Raw genomic sequence first — 15886 nt, forward strand, 5'->3', positions numbered from 1 at the left:
GTTCCGCCGCGTTCATGCCGAACAGCGGGGAGGCAGCAGCGCTTGCCGTCACATGTGCTTGGTACTTCGTCATCTCACTGCCACCTCCATTTCTTCTCGATCCGATGTAAACCACACGAGTCTCCCCGTGCACTGAAACCACAGTAGGCAATTCTCCGGAACCGCACAACCTATTTTTGACCTGCGGTGATGGGCTCAACTCCGCCGCTGCGCGGAAGTGTTTCAGCTGCTGCCGCTTCCCTTGATCACGCCGAGGACGTCCTCGCCGAACTGCTCGAGCTTCTTTGCGCCGATCCCCGGGATCGCGACGAGCCCCCGATCGTCCTGCGGGCGCTGCTCGGCGAGGGCCGTCAGCGTGTTGTCGCTGAACACGACGTACGCCGGGACCTTCAGCTCCCGCGACTTCTCGAGCCGCCACGACCGCAGCGATTCGAGCAGTTCCACGTCGACGTTCGACGGGCACCCCTCGCAGCGACCGAGCATGGTCGCGGTCGTCCCGATCAGCTGTTTTCCGCACAGCCGGCACCGGGGACGCTTCTTGTTGCTCTTGACGGGCGCCGCGATCCGCGAGGCGGGTGAGTCTTCGGGAATGAGTCCGTGCAGGAACCGCGAACGCCGCCGCGACTTGCGGCCGCCCTCGTTCCGCGACAGCGCCCACGACATCTGCAGGTGCTCCCGGGCGCGGGTCACGCCGACGTACAGCAGCCGGCGCTCCTCCTCGACGGCGGCCTCGTCGGGGGCCGAGTTGGCGTCGCCGAGCACGTGCTGGATGGGCAGTGTGCCGTCGGTGAGCCCGACGAGGAACACGGCATCCCATTCGAGACCCTTCGCGGCGTGCAGGGACGCGAGCGTCACACCCTGCACGACGGGTGGGTGTCGCGCCTCCGCGCGGAGACTCAGCTCGCGCAGCAAGGCGTCGAGCGTCAACTCCGGGTCCTGCGTCAACTGTTCCTCGGTGAGGGCGACCAGCGCCGACAGCGACGACCACCGTTCCCGGGCCTGCGCACCCGCCGGTTCCACGTCGGTCAGCCCCAACGGCGTGAGCACCGCGCGGACGAGAGTGACCAGATCGGCGCCGACGGCGTCCGGCAGATCGTCGCGGCCGGCGGCCTGGCGCAGCGCCGCGACCGCCTGGCGCACCTCGGTGCGCGTGAAGAATCCCTCGCCGCCGCGCACCTGGTACGGGATATCGAGTTTCGTCAGCGCCTGCTCGTGCACCTCCGACTGGGCGTTGATCCGGTACAGGACCGCGATCTCCGCCGCCGGGGTGCCCGACGCGATGAGCCGCTTGATCGTCCGCGCCACACCGGCGGCCTCGGCCGGTTCGTCGTCGAACTCGACGAAACTCGGTTCGGGCCCGGAGTCGCGTTGCCCGATCAGCTGGAGGCGGGTGCCCGCAATCCTGCCGCGGGCCGCCCCGATGACCCGGTTCGCCATCGACACGACCTCGGGGGTCGACCGATAGTCGCGCTCGAGGCGCACGACCGTCGCCTCGGGGAACCGCCGCGAGAAGTCGAGCAGGTAGTTAGGTGTGGCGCCGGTGAACGAGTAGATGGTCTGGTTGGCGTCACCGACGACGGTGAGGTCGTCCCGTTCTCCGAGCCACGCATCGAGGACGCGCTGTTGCAGCGGCGTGACGTCCTGGTACTCGTCCACGACGAAGCAGCGGTAGCGGTCGCGGAACTCCTCGGCGACCGCCGAGTGTTCCTCGAGCGCCGCCGCCGTGTGGAGCAGCAGGTCGTCGAAATCGAGGAGCATCCCGTCCTGACCGCGGGCCTTGAGTTGCTCGTATCCGTGGTACACCTCGGCGACCTTGGCGGCGTCGACCGGGGCCTCCCTGCGCAACTTCGCCACCGCGCGCGGGTAGTCCTCCGGAGCGATCAGGGAGGCCTTGGCCCACTCGATCTCACTCGCGAGGTCGCGGACGCTTTCCGTGCTGGTGGACAACCCGACCCGTCCCGCGGCGGAGGACACGACCGCGAACTTGCGGTCGAGCAGCCGCCACTCGGTGTCTCCGACCACCTGCGGCCAGAAGTACCTCAACTGTCGCAGCGCGGCGGCGTGGAACGTGCGCGCCTGGACCTGCGCTCCCCCGTCACCGATGCCGAGGCTGCGCAGCCGGCCCCGCATCTCGCCTGCCGCGCGGGCCGTGAACGTGACCGCCAGCACCTGCCCCGCCGCGACGTGCCCACTGGCCACGAGGTGCGCGATACGCCGGGTGATGGTCCGGGTCTTCCCCGTGCCCGCCCCCGCCAGCACACAGACCGGGCCCCGCGGAGCGAGTACCGCTGCGGACTGTTCGGGATCGAGACCGGTACTCGTCACCTCTGCTGCGCCGGCTGCTGACATGGCGTCCATCATGACAGGGGCAACCGACACGACGCGAAGCGGACGAACCGCGGTGGGAACACAAGACGGGGTCGTGGTGTTATATGCGCCGTGACTGCAACCGACACCCCCGCCCTGACCATCTACTCCACCACCTGGTGCGGCTACTGCCGCCGCCTGAAGACGCAACTGGACGAGTCCGGTATCGGCTACGTGGAGATCGACATCGAGGACGATCCGGCGTCGGCAGAATTCGTCGGCAGCGTCAACGGCGGGAACCATGTCGTCCCCACCGTCAAGTTCGCCGACGGCAGCACCGCGACCAACCCGTCGTTGTCGCAGGTCAAGAAGCTCCTCGGCGTCTAGGACGCTGCTGCTGCTCCCGCCCAGGACTCGATGATGCCGCGCGCAATCGAGATCGAGCCCGGGAGCAGCAGCGGGGCGTCGCCGTCCGACGCCCAGTCGCCGAGTTCGAGTGCCGTGCGCACCTCGTCCCGGGTGAACCACCGGGCCTCGGCGATCTCGCCGTCCGGGAACGTCAACGGGGCGTCGGGATCGGCCACGGCCGCGAATCCGATCATCACCGAACGGGGAAACGGCCAGGGCTGGCTGCCCAGGTAGTGGACGTCGCGGACGTCGACACCCACCTCTTCCTTGATCTCCCGGACGACGCACGTCTCGAGTGACTCACCGGCCTCGACGAACCCGGCCAGGATCGAGAACCGCCGCGGCGGCCACGTGGGCTGCCGGGCCAGCAGGACGCGATCCCCGCCGTCGTGGACGATACAGATGACCGCCGGATCGGTGCGGGGAAATTCCTCGTGCCCGGTGCTCGTCGAGATCCGCGACCACCCCGACATCGTCGGCTCCGACGGCGCACCGTCGAGGGCGCTGAAGCCGGCGTTGTCGTGCCAGTTGAGCATCGCCAGCGCGCCGGTGAGCAACCCCGCGTCGGCGTCGTCCAGGGTCCCGCCCAGCATCCGGAGGTCGGCCAGTTCGCCGGTCAGCGCCTGCACCCGGACCGCCCACACGTGCCGGTCCTTGCGGACCCCGAGGAAGACTGCGCCCGGTTGCGGCTCGGGGCCGAGTTCGGTGGCCTCGGCGAAGACCAGTCCGTCGTCTCCCACCCGCACCTGTCCGCGGTGGTTGACACGCAGCAACTGCGCCTCCGGCCAGCCCGCCCGCAACGCGTCCGTGTCCGAACGCAATTCCTCGGCCCGCCCGACAGCGGAACGGGACAGGAGCGGGGTTTCGTTCAACCGGAATGCAGTCACGTCGTCGACACTACTGCCGATCAGTTAGTGACCCTACGGATGTACAGCAGTCGGTCGTTCTCCTCGATCGAATCGACCTCCGGCGAACCGACCCGGATCAACCGTCCGTCCCGCACGACACCGAGCACGATATCCGCGAGGTGGCGGGGCGAGCCGCCGATCTCGTCGCGCTCCACGGAGCGCTCGGCGATCGCGAACCCGGCCTCGGGGGTGAGCAGATCCTCCATCATCTCGACGACGCTGGGCGTCTTCGTCGCGATGCCGAGGAGCCGGCCCGCCGTCTCCGAGGACACGACCACCGAGTCGGCGCCGGACTGCCGGAGCAGATGCGTGTTCTCCGATTCCCGGATGGCCGCCACGATCTTGGCCTTCGGGGCGATCTCGCGCGCCGTCAGCGTCACCAGCACCGCCGTGTCGTCGCGGTTGGCCGCGACGATGATCGCCGACGCGTTCTGCGCGCCCGCCAACCGCAGGACGTCCGATTTGGTGGCGGACCCGTGGACCGTCACCAGGCCCTTGCTGGCCGCCGAATCGAGCACCGCATGGTCGGTGTCCACCACCACGATCTCCGACGCCGGAACGTCGTCACCGAGCATCGCGTCGATCGCGGTGCGTCCCTTCGTTCCGTAGCCGATCACCACGGTGTGATTGCGCACGTGCTGCCTCCAACGCTGGATTTTGAACGCCTGCCGGGAGCTCTCCGTGAGCGCGGAGAGGGTCGTACCGACCAGGACGATGAGGAAGAAGATTCGAAGGGGCGTGATCAGGAGGACGTTGACCAGTCGCGCGGACGGCGTGAACGGCGTGATGTCGCCGTACCCCGTCGTCGACAACGACACCGTCGCGTAGTAGATGCAGTCGAGCAACGACAATTCGTTGTCCTGCGCGTCGCGATAGCCCTCGCGGTCGATGTAGACGATGAGGACCGCCAACGCCAACGCCGCCAAGGCGATACCCACCCGGCGGTAGATCGCCCGGGCCGGACTGGTCTGCAGCTCCGGGATCCGCAGCACACCCACCAATGCGAAATCCGGCCGGTCGGTGAGGGTGTCCGACCTGCTCAATCTCTCACGCAGCCTACCGGCCATATGTTTGTCTCCACGTTGCACCGAACTCCGACATCGGCTGGCAGCCTAACCCCGATTGCCCCACCGGTGACACGTCGGAGCCTCGTTGTCGCGAACCGGGCGGTTCGTGCAAGCTGGCGTCATGCAACGACAGAGCCACACTCCACGACCGAGCCAGAAGCCCGCACTGCGCCTTGCCGCGCTGTTGCTCGGCGCCGGCACCATGCACTTCGTCGCGCCCAAGTTCTTCGATTCCACGGTGCCCACCCAGTTGCCGGGCGAGGCCCGCACCTACACCTATGCGTCCGGGGTCGCAGAACTCGCCATCGGCACCGCGCTGGCCGTGCCGCGGACCCGCAGGCTCGGCGGCGGTCTCGCCGCGCTGCTCTTCGTCGCCGTCTTCCCCGCCAACATCAACATGGCGGCCGACTGGTTGAAGAGTTCCAAGACGACGACGGTGCAGAAAGCCGGTGCGGTGCTGCGACTTCCGTTGCAGATCCCGCTGGTCACCGAGGCGCTGAAGGCTCGTCGTCAGGCCTGAGTTCCTGCCCGGCGCCGGCGGACCGGATGAGGTGGGCGAGCGCGACGGCGTCGGGTAGACGGTCCGGCGCGATCGTCCGTCCGGTCCGCACGTAGTGGAACGCGGCGCGCACCCGCTCGATCGGCACGTCCATCAGTTCGGACCAGGCCAGCCGGTAGGCGGCCAACTGCATCACCACGGCCTTCTCGTTGGCCGCGCTCGGTTCGGCGCCGGTCTTCCAGTCGATCACCGTCCACCCACCGTCGGGATCGGCGAACACCGCGTCGATCCGACCGCGGAGCACCGTTCCCGCCACCGACGTCTCGAACGGCACCTCGACCTCCGTCGGGTTGCGTTCGGCCCAGGACGAACGCAGGAACGCGTCCTGCAGGGTCGCGAGATCGGTGTCGGGGCCCGCGCCCGTGTCCGCGGCACCGGGGAGCTCGTCGAGGTCCAGCAGCCGGGTGGCCCCGAAGCGGCGCTCCACCCAGGCGTGGAACGCGGTGCCGCGCCGGGCGAGCGGATTGGGTGGGAACGGCAGCGGTCGCCGGAGCCGGGCGGCCAGAGCGTCCGGGTCGGCCTCCAGCTCGACGAGCTGACTCACCGACAACTGGGCGGGCAGAACCACTTCGGTGCGGGCATTCGCTCGTGCTTCCCGCTCCGCGAGCAGGGCATCGACGTCCGCCGCCCAATTCTCCGGATCGTCGTCCTCATCCCCCTCGGCCGGTGTGCCGGTGTGCTTCAGCGCCGCGACGACCAGCGCCGCGCCACGTTCCACCGACTCCCGGCGGAGCCCGAGCGGATCGCGCGGCCACGCGGCCGATTTGGGGGTACTGGTCAGCGGATTCTGCTCCTCCGGCTCGGGTGCGGGCGCCCACACGTCGACGATGCCGATTCCCGCGTGGTCCTCGTCCGTCACCGTGTCGCGCAACTCTGTGAGGAACTCCGACGGCCCCTTCGGCTCGGTGCCGGACTCTGCCCAGTGATGGCCCGACGCGAAGAGCACTCGTTCGGTCCGGGTGAGTGCGACGTAGAACAGCCGGCGGTCCTCGTCGAGTTTGCGTGCCGCCAGCGAAGCCTTGTGCGCCTTCACTGCCTCTTCGAGATCCTTCCGGTCGTACAGATTCTCGAGCTCGAGAACCGGCACGCCGTCGGCCGACTCACCCGGCCGGGCCCGGTCTCCGCGCAGCGACGGCGGAAGTTCACCGACCGCTCCGAGCCAGGATCCGGATGCCGTCCGCGAGGGAAACACGCCGGCGGTGAGGTGGGGTACGGCCACCACTTCCCATTCCAGCCCCTTGGCCGAATGCACGGTCAGCACCTGGACGCGGTGCGGATCGACCTCCACTTCGCCCGGTGCCAAACCCTTTTCGACCGATTCCGCGGCCGCCAGGAAGGCGAGCAGCCCGGTGACGGTGGCCGAGGTGCGGCTCGCGTACCCGGCGACGACGTCGGCGAAGGCGTCGAGATGTTCGCGCCCTGCGCTCCCGCGTGCCGCCTGCCGCGTCCGGGCATGCGCTTCGATGCCGATGCCCAGCACCCGTTCGACCTCCGCCACCAACTCTGTGAGCGGCTGCCCGATCCGCTCGCGCAGCGACGCCAACTCGCCCGCGACGGCGGTGATCCGCGCGTATCCGACGTCCGAATAGCGTTCGGCGGGTCCGGGATCCGCCAGCGCATCCGCCAGCCCGGCCTGCTCGGCGTGTTCCCCGGGCAGTGCCTCGCCGACGGCCTCGGCCAGCGCGGACGAATCGGTGACGGCGCCGGTGGTGCCGTACCCCGTCCCGATGGCCAGCTCGGATGCCCGGCGCGACAACGCCGTCAGGTCGGCGGCCCCGATCTGCCATCTCGCCCCCGTGAGCATCCGCACGGCGGCACTACCTGCCATCGGGTCGGCGACCACCCGCAGCATCGCGATCACGTCGGCCACCTCGGGCGTGTGGAGCAGTCCGCCGAGACCGACCACTTCGACCGGCAGTCCCCGGGAGCGCAGCACCTCCGCGACCGGCGCGGCGTCGGCGTTGCGGCGGATCAGCACGGCCGCGGTCGGCGGGTCCTCGCCGCGGCTCGCGGCGTCGGCGTACTGCTCGGCGATGCGATCGGCCACCCATTCCCGTTCCTGGACCACGTCGCCGGTGAGAGCCAGCCGCACGTCACCGGGTACGGCCTGGGGGCGCGCCCGCAACGTGCTGACCGACACCCCTCGCTCACGCAGGGACTGCGAGGCCATGTTGGCCAGTGCCAGCGCCTCCGGCGGATTGCGCCAACTGGTGAGCAGTTCCAGCGTCGGCGCCGGATCTCCTTTCGCCAGCGGGAAATCCGTGGCAAAGCGGGGAAGGTTGGCCGCCGACGCTCCGCGCCAGCCGTAGATCGACTGCATGGGGTCGCCCACCGCGGTGAGCGCGAGTGCGCCGTCCAGACCACCGCCGAACAGCGACGACAGCAGTACCCGCTGCGAGTGCCCCGTGTCCTGGTACTCGTCGAGCAGCACCACCCGGAACCGCCGGCGTTCGGCCACGCCGACCTCCGGATGGTCGGAGGCGACGCGCGCCGCCAGCGACATCTGACTGCCGAAATCGAGTGCGCCCTCCCGGCGCAGAGTGTCTGCGAGACGCTGCACCAGGGGAAGGAGCTCCACCCTCCGGTGCTGGGTGTCGAGGATGTCGAGCAGTTCCTTGCTCGGGCCGCCGCGCTGCCGCGGTCCGGCGGGGAGGGTGTGGACGAGTTTGTCGAGCTCGGTGTGCGCCTCCCGCAGGTCGTCCGGTTCGACGAGGTGCTCGGCCAGCTGCCCCGACAGTGCCAGCACGGCTTCGGTGACCGAGGCCGGATTCCGGTCGGTGTCGAGGTCGCCGTCCCACGAGCTGACCACCCTGTGCGCCAGCTGCCACAGTTCCGTTTCCGACAGCAACGTCGCCGACGGTTCGATGGGCAGCAGGAGCCCGTGTTCGGACAGCAGTCGTCCGGCGTACGAGTGGTAGGTGCTGACCTCCGGTTCTCCCGCAAGGATTCTCGACCGGAGATCGCCGCTGGGGTCGACCCGGCGGAGCAGTTCCGAGCCGGCCAGCCGGGCGAGCCGCTTCCGGATCCGGGCGGTCAGCTGTTGTGCGGCCTTGCGGGTGAACGTCAGCCCGAGCACCGCCTCGGGGTCGACGACACCGTTGGCCACCAGCCACACGACCCGGGCCGCCATCGTCTCGGTCTTGCCCGCGCCCGCCCCCGCGACCACGAGGGTGGGGCCGAGCGGGGCGGCGATGACGGCGGCCTGCTCCGGGGTCGGCGGATGCTGCCCGAGGCCGATCGCGAGTTCCACCGGGTCGATGCGGCCGGTCATTCCGACGTCACCTGCCGTCCCTCGTCGTGTGCCGGGCAGCTCGTCCGCACCGGGCAGTGCCTGCATCCGTCGTTGACACGGGCGAGGAACTTCGGCCCCTGGGTTGCCGCTGCCGCCGCGTGGATGACGGCGGTCCACATCTCGAGGTCGTCGTCCGACAGGGGCGCCTGTACGCGCTGCGTGGCGCCCTCCTTCCGGTGCGGCTTGGCGACGAAGACCAGCCGCGCCCCACCGGGTTTCGAGGCCGGCTCCCCGTCGATCGCGCCGGTCGCGGCCGCCACCTGGTAGGCCGCGAGCTGGGCATGCTGCTGGGCGTCCTCCTTGGTGACGGGTGACCGGGCGGTCTTCACGTCGACGATGACGGGTCTGCCCTCGGCATCGCGCTCGAGCCGGTCGATCCGCCCCCGCAGCCGGATCTCCGGAGCGCCCTCCTCCCTCGGTTCCAGGATGCCGTCGACCGCCACCTCCACGCCGATCTCGGTGAGTTCGGATCGGGTGTTCCCGAGCCAGGCGGTGAAGGTGGCGAGCATGTCCCGGGTGCGGTCGAGTTCGCGACGCGAATACCACTGCGACCCCAGATCGATGGACTCCCAGGCGGTCTCGAGCGCATGCTCCACCTGGTCGGGCGGGATACGCCCGGCGAGGGCCTGCACGAGCGTGTGCACGAGCGTTCCGGCGATGGCATGGGTGTTGTCGCCGTCCGTCCCGCCGTGGCGTTCGAGCAGCCACCGCAGCGGGCACGTGTTGAGCAGGTCGACCGTGGACGGCGACAGCGACACCGGCCCGTCCTCGGCGTTCCACAGCGCGACGCCGGTGCTGGGTTCGGCTGTGCCGTACCACTGGTCGGGGTGTGCGCCGCGTACCCCGGCTTCGGCGAGCCGGGCGAGTTGACGCGCCGCGCGTTCCTGCCGCGCGGGGTCGGATTCCGCGACCTCCGGATCGCAGACCACGCTGCGCAGTTCGGCAACGAGCGCAGGCAGTGCCAGAACCCGGGTCGCCGGGTCCTCCGCCTGCACGACCGCGTCCTCGACGTCGGAACCCTGATCTCCCGCGAGCAGTTCGTCGACGAAGCGGGAGTGGACGAGATCGGCGTCGCCGCTCGCCGAATCGACGGCGGTGACGAGCAGACTCCGCCGGGCGCGGCTGCACGCGACCAGGAACAGCCTCCGCTCCTCGGCCAGTAGCGGCGCGGTACGCGACATCCGGTCGGCGGCCGTCTGGCTGCCGTCGGACACCCCACCCGTGAGATCGATCAGCGCCTCCGTGCCGAGCAGGCTGCCCCGGGCACGCAGACTCGGCCAGAGCCCTTCCTGCACACCGGCTACGGCGACGACGTCCCATTCGCGGCCGGCGGCCGAGTGCGCACTGAGCACCGACACGGCGTCGACAGGGACGGCGGAGACGGTACGGGCGGTGGGAATGGCCTGCCCGGTGAGGTAGTCGACGAACCCGGCGAGTTGCGCGCGAGGGAGCCGGTCGACGTAGCTCGCGGCCGCGTCGAACAGGGCGACCACGGCGTCGAGGTCGCGGTCGGCCTGGGCCCCGATCGGGCCACCGCGAGCCGAGGCGGCCGCCCAGCGACGTTCGAGTCCGGTGGCCTGCCAGGCCGCCCACAGCACGTCCTCGATGCCGCGGCCCCGGTCCAGCGGGACCTTCGCCTTCCGCAGGACGGACAGCACCCGGTTCAAGGAGGCGGCCTCGACGTCGGTCAGTCCGGCCGTGACCCGGCGGGTGCTGTCGGTCTCGCCGACGAGGACGAGCCGGAGAAGCTCCGCGGAGTCCCGGTCGCCGCCGGATGCCAGTTCGGCGCGCCGCAGGCCCCGGCGAAGACGCCGGAGCGCCACGGGTTCCGCGCCCCCGACCGGACCGGCCAGCAGGGCGAGCGCGTCCTCGCCGGTGAATTCCTGGCCGGACAGTGCCCGCAGCACGAGCATCAGTCCCGACACCCCGTGCTGCCGGGCCAGGGGCAGTTCGGAGGCCGCGGTGGTGACGGGCACACCCGCCCCCAGCAGCGCACGCCGCAGCGGGGCCAGCGCACGCGGCACCGAGCGCACGATCACAGCCATCTCCGACCACGGCACGCCGTCGAGGAGATGGGCGCGGCGCAGGGTGTCGGCGATCAGGGCCGATTCCTTCGCCGCCGTGCCCAGGACCCGGACCACGGTTCTGCCGCCGTCCCGCGACGGCACCCAGATCCGATGCGGCAAGTGGCCGGGGAGCCGGGACGTGATCCGCGCCGCGGTGGTCGCGACCTCCGCCGCGCTGCGAAAGTTGACCGGTAGCAGCACCTGTCGCGGATCGCCCTTGCCGGCGAGCTCGACGAGGAACGACGGGTCGGCCCCGCGAAATCCGTAGATCGACTGGTCCGGATCGCCGGCGACCACCGTGGTGCGGGTACCGGTTCCGAGGAGGCGAACGAGTTCCGCGGCCTGCGGATCGAGGTGCTGCGCGTCGTCGACGAGCAGGTGCCGGACCCGGGCGCGCTCGGTGCGCAGCAGGTCCGGGTCGGTGGCGAACGCGGTGAGGGCGGCACCGATGAGTTCGGCGGCGTCCAGTGCCGGCGCCGTGGCCTCGGGGGCCTCCACACCCACGGCTCCGCGCAGCAGCATGCCGTGCTCGTAGCGGGTGGCGAACATTCCCGCCGCGACCCACTCCGGACGGGAGTGCCGCCGGCCCAGCTTGATCAGGTCCTCGGGGCCGAGCCCCCGCTCGCTGGAACGCAGCATCAGGTCGCGCAGTTCGACGGCGAAGCCACCCAGTGCCAATGCGGGACGCAGCCGTTCGGGCCACATCTCGCCGCCGTCCTCGATGTCGCCGTGCAGCATCTCGCGCAGCACTGCGTCCTGCTCGGCTCCGGTGATGAGCCGAGGCGGTGGGTTTCCGTGGGCGGCGGCCTGTAGTCGCAGCACCGCGAACGCGTAGGAGTGGACGGTGCGCACGAGCGGTTCGCGGGTGGCGCGGGGCCCGTGCTGCTCGTCGTGTCCGACGAGTGCGGCGGTGACCTCCTCGCGGACCCCGCCCGCCGCCCGCCGCGACTGCGTGAGCACCAGCACCGACTCGGGGTCTTCCCCGCCGGCGATCCGGTCGACCGCGGTGTCCACGAGCAGCGACGTCTTACCCGTGCCGGGGCCGCCGAGCACCTGCCAGGGATTCCAGCCCAGGCCGAGTGGTGGGGCGGTGAGGACCCGCTGCGTGGAGTCGTCCCACACCCGGGTCTCTCGGCCGGGGCTGCGCCGGTGCACCAGCCGGGCACGAGGAGCCGACGCCTTGGTGCGCACCGCCGATTCCGTCATGGGCAGCATTCCACCAGAACGGTCCGACATCTCGTCCGGCGACCCGATCCGGCATCATGGGTCAGGTGTCAGCACTGAATACGTACCTGTTCGGCGCCGAGGACGGCACCGAGATCCTCGCCCTGCACGGACTCACCGGTCACGGCAGACGGTGGGAGACGCTGGCCACCGAGCATCTTCCCGGCGCGCGCTGGATCTCCCCCGACCTGCTCGGGCACGGCCGCTCCACGTGGGCGCCGCCGTGGAACCTCGAGGCCCACGTCGCAAGCCTCGTCGACACGCTCGACGTCCACGCGCGGGGACCCGTCCTGGTGGTGGGACACTCGTTCGGTTGCGCCCTGGCACTGCACCTGTCGCGGGCCGTCCCCGACCGGGTCCGCGGGCTGGTGCTGCTCGATCCCGCGATCGGGCTCGATCCCGCGACGATGCAGTCCGTGGCGGATCTCACCATCTCCTCCCCCGATTACACCGACGTCGACGAGGCCCGCGCCGACAAGGTGCACGGTTCGTGGGGTGAGGTGGCCCGGGACGTTCTCGAGAACGAGATCGCCGAACATCTGGTGCCGCTGGAGAACGGGCGGGTCAACTGGCGCCTGTCCACCCCGGCTGTGGTCACCGCGTGGGGCGAACTGGCCCGCGAGGCCGTGCTGCCGCCTGCTCATCTGCCGACCGTGCTCGTCCAGGCGTCCAAGGTGCAGCCGCCGTACGTCACCCCGGAATTCCGGAAGGCGCTCACCGACCACCTCGGCGAGAATCTCACCGCCGTCGACCTCGACTGCGATCACATGGTCCCGCAGGCCCGGCCGGCCGAGGTGGCCGACCTCGTCCGCACGCTCCTCTGACGGTGTCGTGATGGTGGCGACGACGGAGGAACAGGTCGAGGCGGTCCGCGCGCTGGTCGCGTCGATCCCGCCCGGCCGAGTCGCCACCTACGGCGACATCGCCTCGGCGGCAGGGCTGTCCAGTCCGCGGACCGTCGGCTGGATCATGCGCACCGACTCCGCCGACCTCCCCTGGCACCGGGTGCTGGGAGCGTCGGGCCGGCCGGCGGCGCACCTCGCGCACCGTCAGATCGCGAAGCTCGAACTCGAGGGTGTTCCCATCCGGGACGGCCGGGTCGATCTCGCGGCGGCACGCCACCGATTCGATCACGCCGACTGAACGCCGCCGCGTCAGCAGGTGCTCGGTGCCGGATCACCGCGGAAGCGCGCGTCCATCCAGTCCAGTCCCTGGGGCAGTCCCAGCGCCGCCGCCGACAGATGGTCGGGAGTCGGGGTGAGCAGCGTCTGCACCGGGGTGCCCGCGTCGCAGTACCGTTTCATGGTGGTGTCGATCGAATCGACCGGGATCAGCGCATCCGTCGGGCTGTGCCATTCGAAGATCGGTGCGGTGGGCACGCCCGGATACAACTCCAGGCTGTTCTCCTCCATCACCTTCCACGCTTCGGGATCGTCCATGAAGTTCTTGTTGTCGGTCATCTGTGACGCACTGTGCCCGAGCCCGAACAGCATGATCTCGTTGGTGCACCCGTTGCCGATCAACTGCTTCATCATGCGACCTTCGTCGTTGAGCTGATCGGTGACGTCGATTCGGTCCGGGTACTCGCGCTCGAGCCCCAGCGCGGCGGCCATGGCGAGGCCGAACGCGGGATGCGGGTTCGTACCGAGCGCGTCCGCCATCTTCACCAGGTTCATCGGGGTTCCGCCCTCGGCGGCGCCGACGATGTTCAGTTCGGGGGCGTAACTCGGCGCCAGTGCCGCGGCCCAGGCCGTCGCCATCCCGCCGCCGGAGTATCCGCCCAGTCCGACCTTGCTGTTCTGCACCTGCAGTTCGGGCACCCGCTGGACGGCACGGATGCCGTCGAGGGTGATCTGGCCACCGAGTTTGGCCGCGCCGTAAGCCATCCGCGGACCCAGGTGATCGGGCAGCGCCACGGCCCACCCGCGAGCAAGTGCGATGTTCAGGCCGGCGGCCTCGCGGATCTGGTGCATCGGATCGTCGGTGTAGAGCTCGTTGACGATCTTGCACTTGTTACCCAGTGAATTGATGATGTGCTGGTAGGACACCAGCGGGCCGTCCGGGGCGTGATTCGGGGGGAGCACGTACGTGGTGTTGGCTGCGATCGGCCTGCCCTCCGAGTCCGTGGTCCGGAACAGCAACTCCCACATCGCGCTGCCGGGAAAGTAGTACGACGGCGGCATCTGGCGAATCTTCAGGACGTCTCCCGGCGCGTGGTCGGCGACATCCGAGGGCTGGATGTAGAACGGGTCCGGGTCGGCGACCGGGAAGATCGCGTCGGCAGACGGTGGTGCGGGCAGGAGGGGTGACAGCACCGAGGGTGACAGCAAGGGTGGTTCCGCCGCGGACGTGCCTGCGCCGACGAGGGCTCCGGTCAGCGCGAGGACCGAGCCGAGTACAGCGGTGCCGAAGGATCTGCGGAACAACGAGCCCATGACATACCCCACATTCAGCGAGCCAGGTCGACGGCATCACTATGCCAGAGCACCGATAAAGATCAGCCCCATTCGCGGTACCGAACAGGTCTCTGACCGATACTTTGATTCACAGATACTTTCGCACCGGGCGTCCGGCCGTCACACCACCAGCGTCGGAGTCGCGGACATCGCCCCGTCGCCGGACACCACCAGTGCGGCAAGGACGTTCACGGCCGCGGCCAGCTCGGACGCCGGTCGCGTGAAGGGCAGCCGCTGGTGATCGTCGAACAGATGACCGGTGCCGAAACGGGGTCCGGGCGCCAGCAGTAGCCCCCGCGACCGGGCCGAGGCGACGAGTCCCGTCGAGCTCGTGCCGGCGGGAAGCGCGCACCACAGGGACAGCCCGCCCGCCGGCAGGACGAAACTCCACCCCGGCAACCGGGCGTCGACCTCCGCCGCCAGCACGTCCCGCTGCGCCCGGAGGTCGCGGCGGCGCCTCTCGACCAGACGGTCGTGCTGCGCGAACAACCGCACGGCGGCGAGCTGATCCAGCACCGACACCGACAGTTGCCGGCGGGCCATGATCCTCGCCATCTGCGCGGTGCGGGCGGCCTCGGCGCGCACCCACCCGATCCGGATGCCTCCCCACACCGTCTTGCTGAGGCTCCCGATCGCCACGGTGGCCGATTCGGGTACCGGGACGCCGAACGGCTCGAGGCAGTCCGAGCCGTCCAGCACGAGTTCGGCCGCCACCTCGTCCACGACCGTCACCACGCCGTGACGGGCCAGCGTCGCAGCGAGCCGCCTCCTGCCCTCGGACGTGGCCCGCGCCCCGGACGGGTTCGAGAAGTCCGGCATGAGGTACGCGACGGTCGGGGCACTCTGCCGGGCGGCCCGGTCTGCGTCCGCGACGAAGGCGTCCGGGTCGGTCGCGTCGATCGGCACCGGGACGGGCCTGCCGCCGGCGGCCTGCACGGACTCGACCGCGCCGGGATACGTGGGGTGTTCGACGAGGACGCGATCGCCCACCTCGACCAGCGCCTCGAACACCACTTCGGTGGCGTCGCCCGCGCCGCCGGTGACGAGAATCTGGTCTGCAGTGGTCGGGCGGCCCCGGCGGGTGTAGTGGCCTGCAATCGCGGCACGGAGCGTCGTGAGCCCGCCCGGGTGGTATCCGTGTTGCGGCATGAAGCGGGGCAACTCGTCGACGGCGTCCAGGTAGGCCTCGCGGAGTTCCGGGGCAGCGGCCGGCGCGGCGTTGACGAGATCGACGACACCGTCCACCGGCGACCCCACCATGCTCCCCCAGGCAGGCGGACCCGACGGCATCGCCACGAACGTTCCCGACCCGTGCCGCGCCGACGCCCAACCACCCTCTCTCAGTTCGCGATACGCCGCACTGACGGTCACCCGGCTGAGCCTGAGCTCCTCCGCCAGCGCCCGCTCGGCGGGGAGCCGGACCCCCACTGCCATCGACCCGTCCGCGACCCTCTCGCGGAGTGTGTCGGCGAGCGCGCGGTACAGCGGTTGGCCGGGTGCGGTCGGTGCACCGACCAGCACCGCCAACTCGGCTGCCGTGATGGTCCGGACCGGTTCACTACTCATACAGGCCACTTTTCCACAGAGGACTGAAGATTG

The 15886-nt window shown here is 70.3% G+C and carries 11 protein-coding genes; 4 read left to right on the plus strand and 7 right to left on the minus strand.

Annotation, left to right across the window (positions count from 1 at the left end; all coding sequences use genetic code 11):
• Window positions 1-222: 222 nt before the first annotated feature.
• Window positions 223-2361 (minus strand): ATP-dependent DNA helicase UvrD2, encoded by a 2139-nt coding sequence (locus tag ACFTWF_RS30015; protein ID WP_378464754.1) that lies wholly within the window; start codon window positions 2359-2361, stop codon window positions 223-225.
• A 78-nt stretch (window positions 2362-2439) separates the two neighbouring features.
• Here ACFTWF_RS30015 and ACFTWF_RS30020 point away from each other — a divergent pair, with 78 nt between their 5' ends.
• Window positions 2440-2694 (plus strand): mycoredoxin, encoded by a 255-nt coding sequence (locus tag ACFTWF_RS30020; protein ID WP_037245224.1) that lies wholly within the window; start codon window positions 2440-2442, stop codon window positions 2692-2694.
• Here ACFTWF_RS30020 and nudC read toward each other — a convergent pair.
• Together nudC and ACFTWF_RS30030 are read right to left on the minus strand one after the other, a co-directional pair.
• Window positions 2691-3602: an NAD(+) diphosphatase gene (nudC, locus tag ACFTWF_RS30025; protein WP_378464755.1), complete on the minus strand. Its 912-nt coding sequence runs from the start codon at window positions 3600-3602 to the stop codon at window positions 2691-2693. The two genes, ACFTWF_RS30020 and nudC, sit on opposite strands and share 4 nt — an antisense overlap.
• Window positions 3603-3622: 20 nt before the next feature.
• The gene (locus ACFTWF_RS30030) at window positions 3623-4690 is read right to left on the minus strand and encodes a potassium channel family protein (RefSeq protein ID WP_378464756.1); all 1068 of its coding nucleotides are present in this window, start codon (window positions 4688-4690) and stop codon (window positions 3623-3625) included.
• A 121-nt stretch (window positions 4691-4811) separates the two neighbouring features.
• On the opposite strand from ACFTWF_RS30030, the gene ACFTWF_RS30035 reads away from it, so the two are divergent.
• Window positions 4812-5210, plus strand: a complete 399-nt coding sequence (locus ACFTWF_RS30035) for a hypothetical protein (RefSeq protein WP_378464757.1) — start codon at window positions 4812-4814, stop codon at window positions 5208-5210.
• Here ACFTWF_RS30035 and ACFTWF_RS30040 read toward each other — a convergent pair.
• Both ACFTWF_RS30040 and ACFTWF_RS30045 read right to left on the minus strand, forming a co-directional pair.
• Window positions 5176-8520, minus strand: coding sequence for an ATP-dependent helicase (locus tag ACFTWF_RS30040; RefSeq protein WP_378464758.1), 3345 nt, complete (start codon window positions 8518-8520; stop codon window positions 5176-5178). The genes ACFTWF_RS30035 and ACFTWF_RS30040 overlap by 35 nt on opposite strands.
• Window positions 8517-11813 (minus strand): ATP-dependent helicase, encoded by a 3297-nt coding sequence (locus ACFTWF_RS30045; protein ID WP_378464759.1) that lies wholly within the window; start codon window positions 11811-11813, stop codon window positions 8517-8519. The genes ACFTWF_RS30040 and ACFTWF_RS30045 overlap by 4 nt, the downstream gene beginning before the upstream one ends.
• 56 nt (window positions 11814-11869) lie before the next feature.
• Here ACFTWF_RS30045 and ACFTWF_RS30050 point away from each other — a divergent pair, with 56 nt between their 5' ends.
• Both ACFTWF_RS30050 and ACFTWF_RS30055 read left to right on the plus strand, forming a co-directional pair.
• Window positions 11870-12655: an alpha/beta fold hydrolase gene (locus tag ACFTWF_RS30050; protein ID WP_378464760.1), complete on the plus strand. Its 786-nt coding sequence runs from the start codon at window positions 11870-11872 to the stop codon at window positions 12653-12655.
• 10 nt (window positions 12656-12665) lie between these two features.
• Window positions 12666-12974 carry an MGMT family protein gene (locus tag ACFTWF_RS30055; protein ID WP_378464761.1) on the plus strand — a complete coding sequence of 103 codons (309 nt, stop codon included), beginning with the start codon at window positions 12666-12668 and terminating at the stop codon, window positions 12972-12974.
• 11 nt (window positions 12975-12985) lie between these two features.
• On the opposite strand, the gene ACFTWF_RS30060 is transcribed toward ACFTWF_RS30055, so the two are convergent.
• Together ACFTWF_RS30060 and ACFTWF_RS30065 are read right to left on the minus strand one after the other, a co-directional pair.
• Window positions 12986-14266: a lipase family protein gene (locus tag ACFTWF_RS30060; RefSeq protein ID WP_378464762.1), complete on the minus strand. Its 1281-nt coding sequence runs from the start codon at window positions 14264-14266 to the stop codon at window positions 12986-12988.
• A 141-nt stretch (window positions 14267-14407) separates the two neighbouring features.
• Window positions 14408-15853: a PLP-dependent aminotransferase family protein gene (locus ACFTWF_RS30065; RefSeq protein WP_378464763.1), complete on the minus strand. Its 1446-nt coding sequence runs from the start codon at window positions 15851-15853 to the stop codon at window positions 14408-14410.
• Between the last annotated feature and the right edge of the window lie 33 nt (window positions 15854-15886).

The organism is Rhodococcus sp. NPDC056960, from assembly GCF_042674125.1.
GTDB lineage: Bacteria > Actinomycetota > Actinomycetes > Mycobacteriales > Mycobacteriaceae > Rhodococcus_F.

What these genes read in the sequence shown, in the direction of transcription:
- ACFTWF_RS30015 (WP_378464754.1), bottom strand. Translation starts at nt 2,361, where the DNA reads ATGATGGACGCCATGTCAGCAGCCGGCGCAGCAGAGGTGACGAGTACC.
- ACFTWF_RS30030 (WP_378464756.1), bottom strand. Translation starts at nt 4,690, where the DNA reads ATGGCCGGTAGGCTGCGTGAGAGATTGAGCAGGTCGGACACCCTCACC.
- ACFTWF_RS30035 (WP_378464757.1), top strand. Translation starts at nt 4,812, where the DNA reads ATGCAACGACAGAGCCACACTCCACGACCGAGCCAGAAGCCCGCACTG.
- ACFTWF_RS30040 (WP_378464758.1), bottom strand. Translation starts at nt 8,520, where the DNA reads ATGACCGGCCGCATCGACCCGGTGGAACTCGCGATCGGCCTCGGGCAG.
- ACFTWF_RS30045 (WP_378464759.1), bottom strand. Translation starts at nt 11,813, where the DNA reads ATGACGGAATCGGCGGTGCGCACCAAGGCGTCGGCTCCTCGTGCCCGG.
- ACFTWF_RS30050 (WP_378464760.1), top strand. Translation starts at nt 11,870, where the DNA reads ATGGGTCAGGTGTCAGCACTGAATACGTACCTGTTCGGCGCCGAGGAC.
- ACFTWF_RS30055 (WP_378464761.1), top strand. Translation starts at nt 12,666, where the DNA reads ATGGTGGCGACGACGGAGGAACAGGTCGAGGCGGTCCGCGCGCTGGTC.
- ACFTWF_RS30060 (WP_378464762.1), bottom strand. Translation starts at nt 14,266, where the DNA reads ATGGGCTCGTTGTTCCGCAGATCCTTCGGCACCGCTGTACTCGGCTCG.
- ACFTWF_RS30065 (WP_378464763.1), bottom strand. Translation starts at nt 15,853, where the DNA reads ATGAGTAGTGAACCGGTCCGGACCATCACGGCAGCCGAGTTGGCGGTG.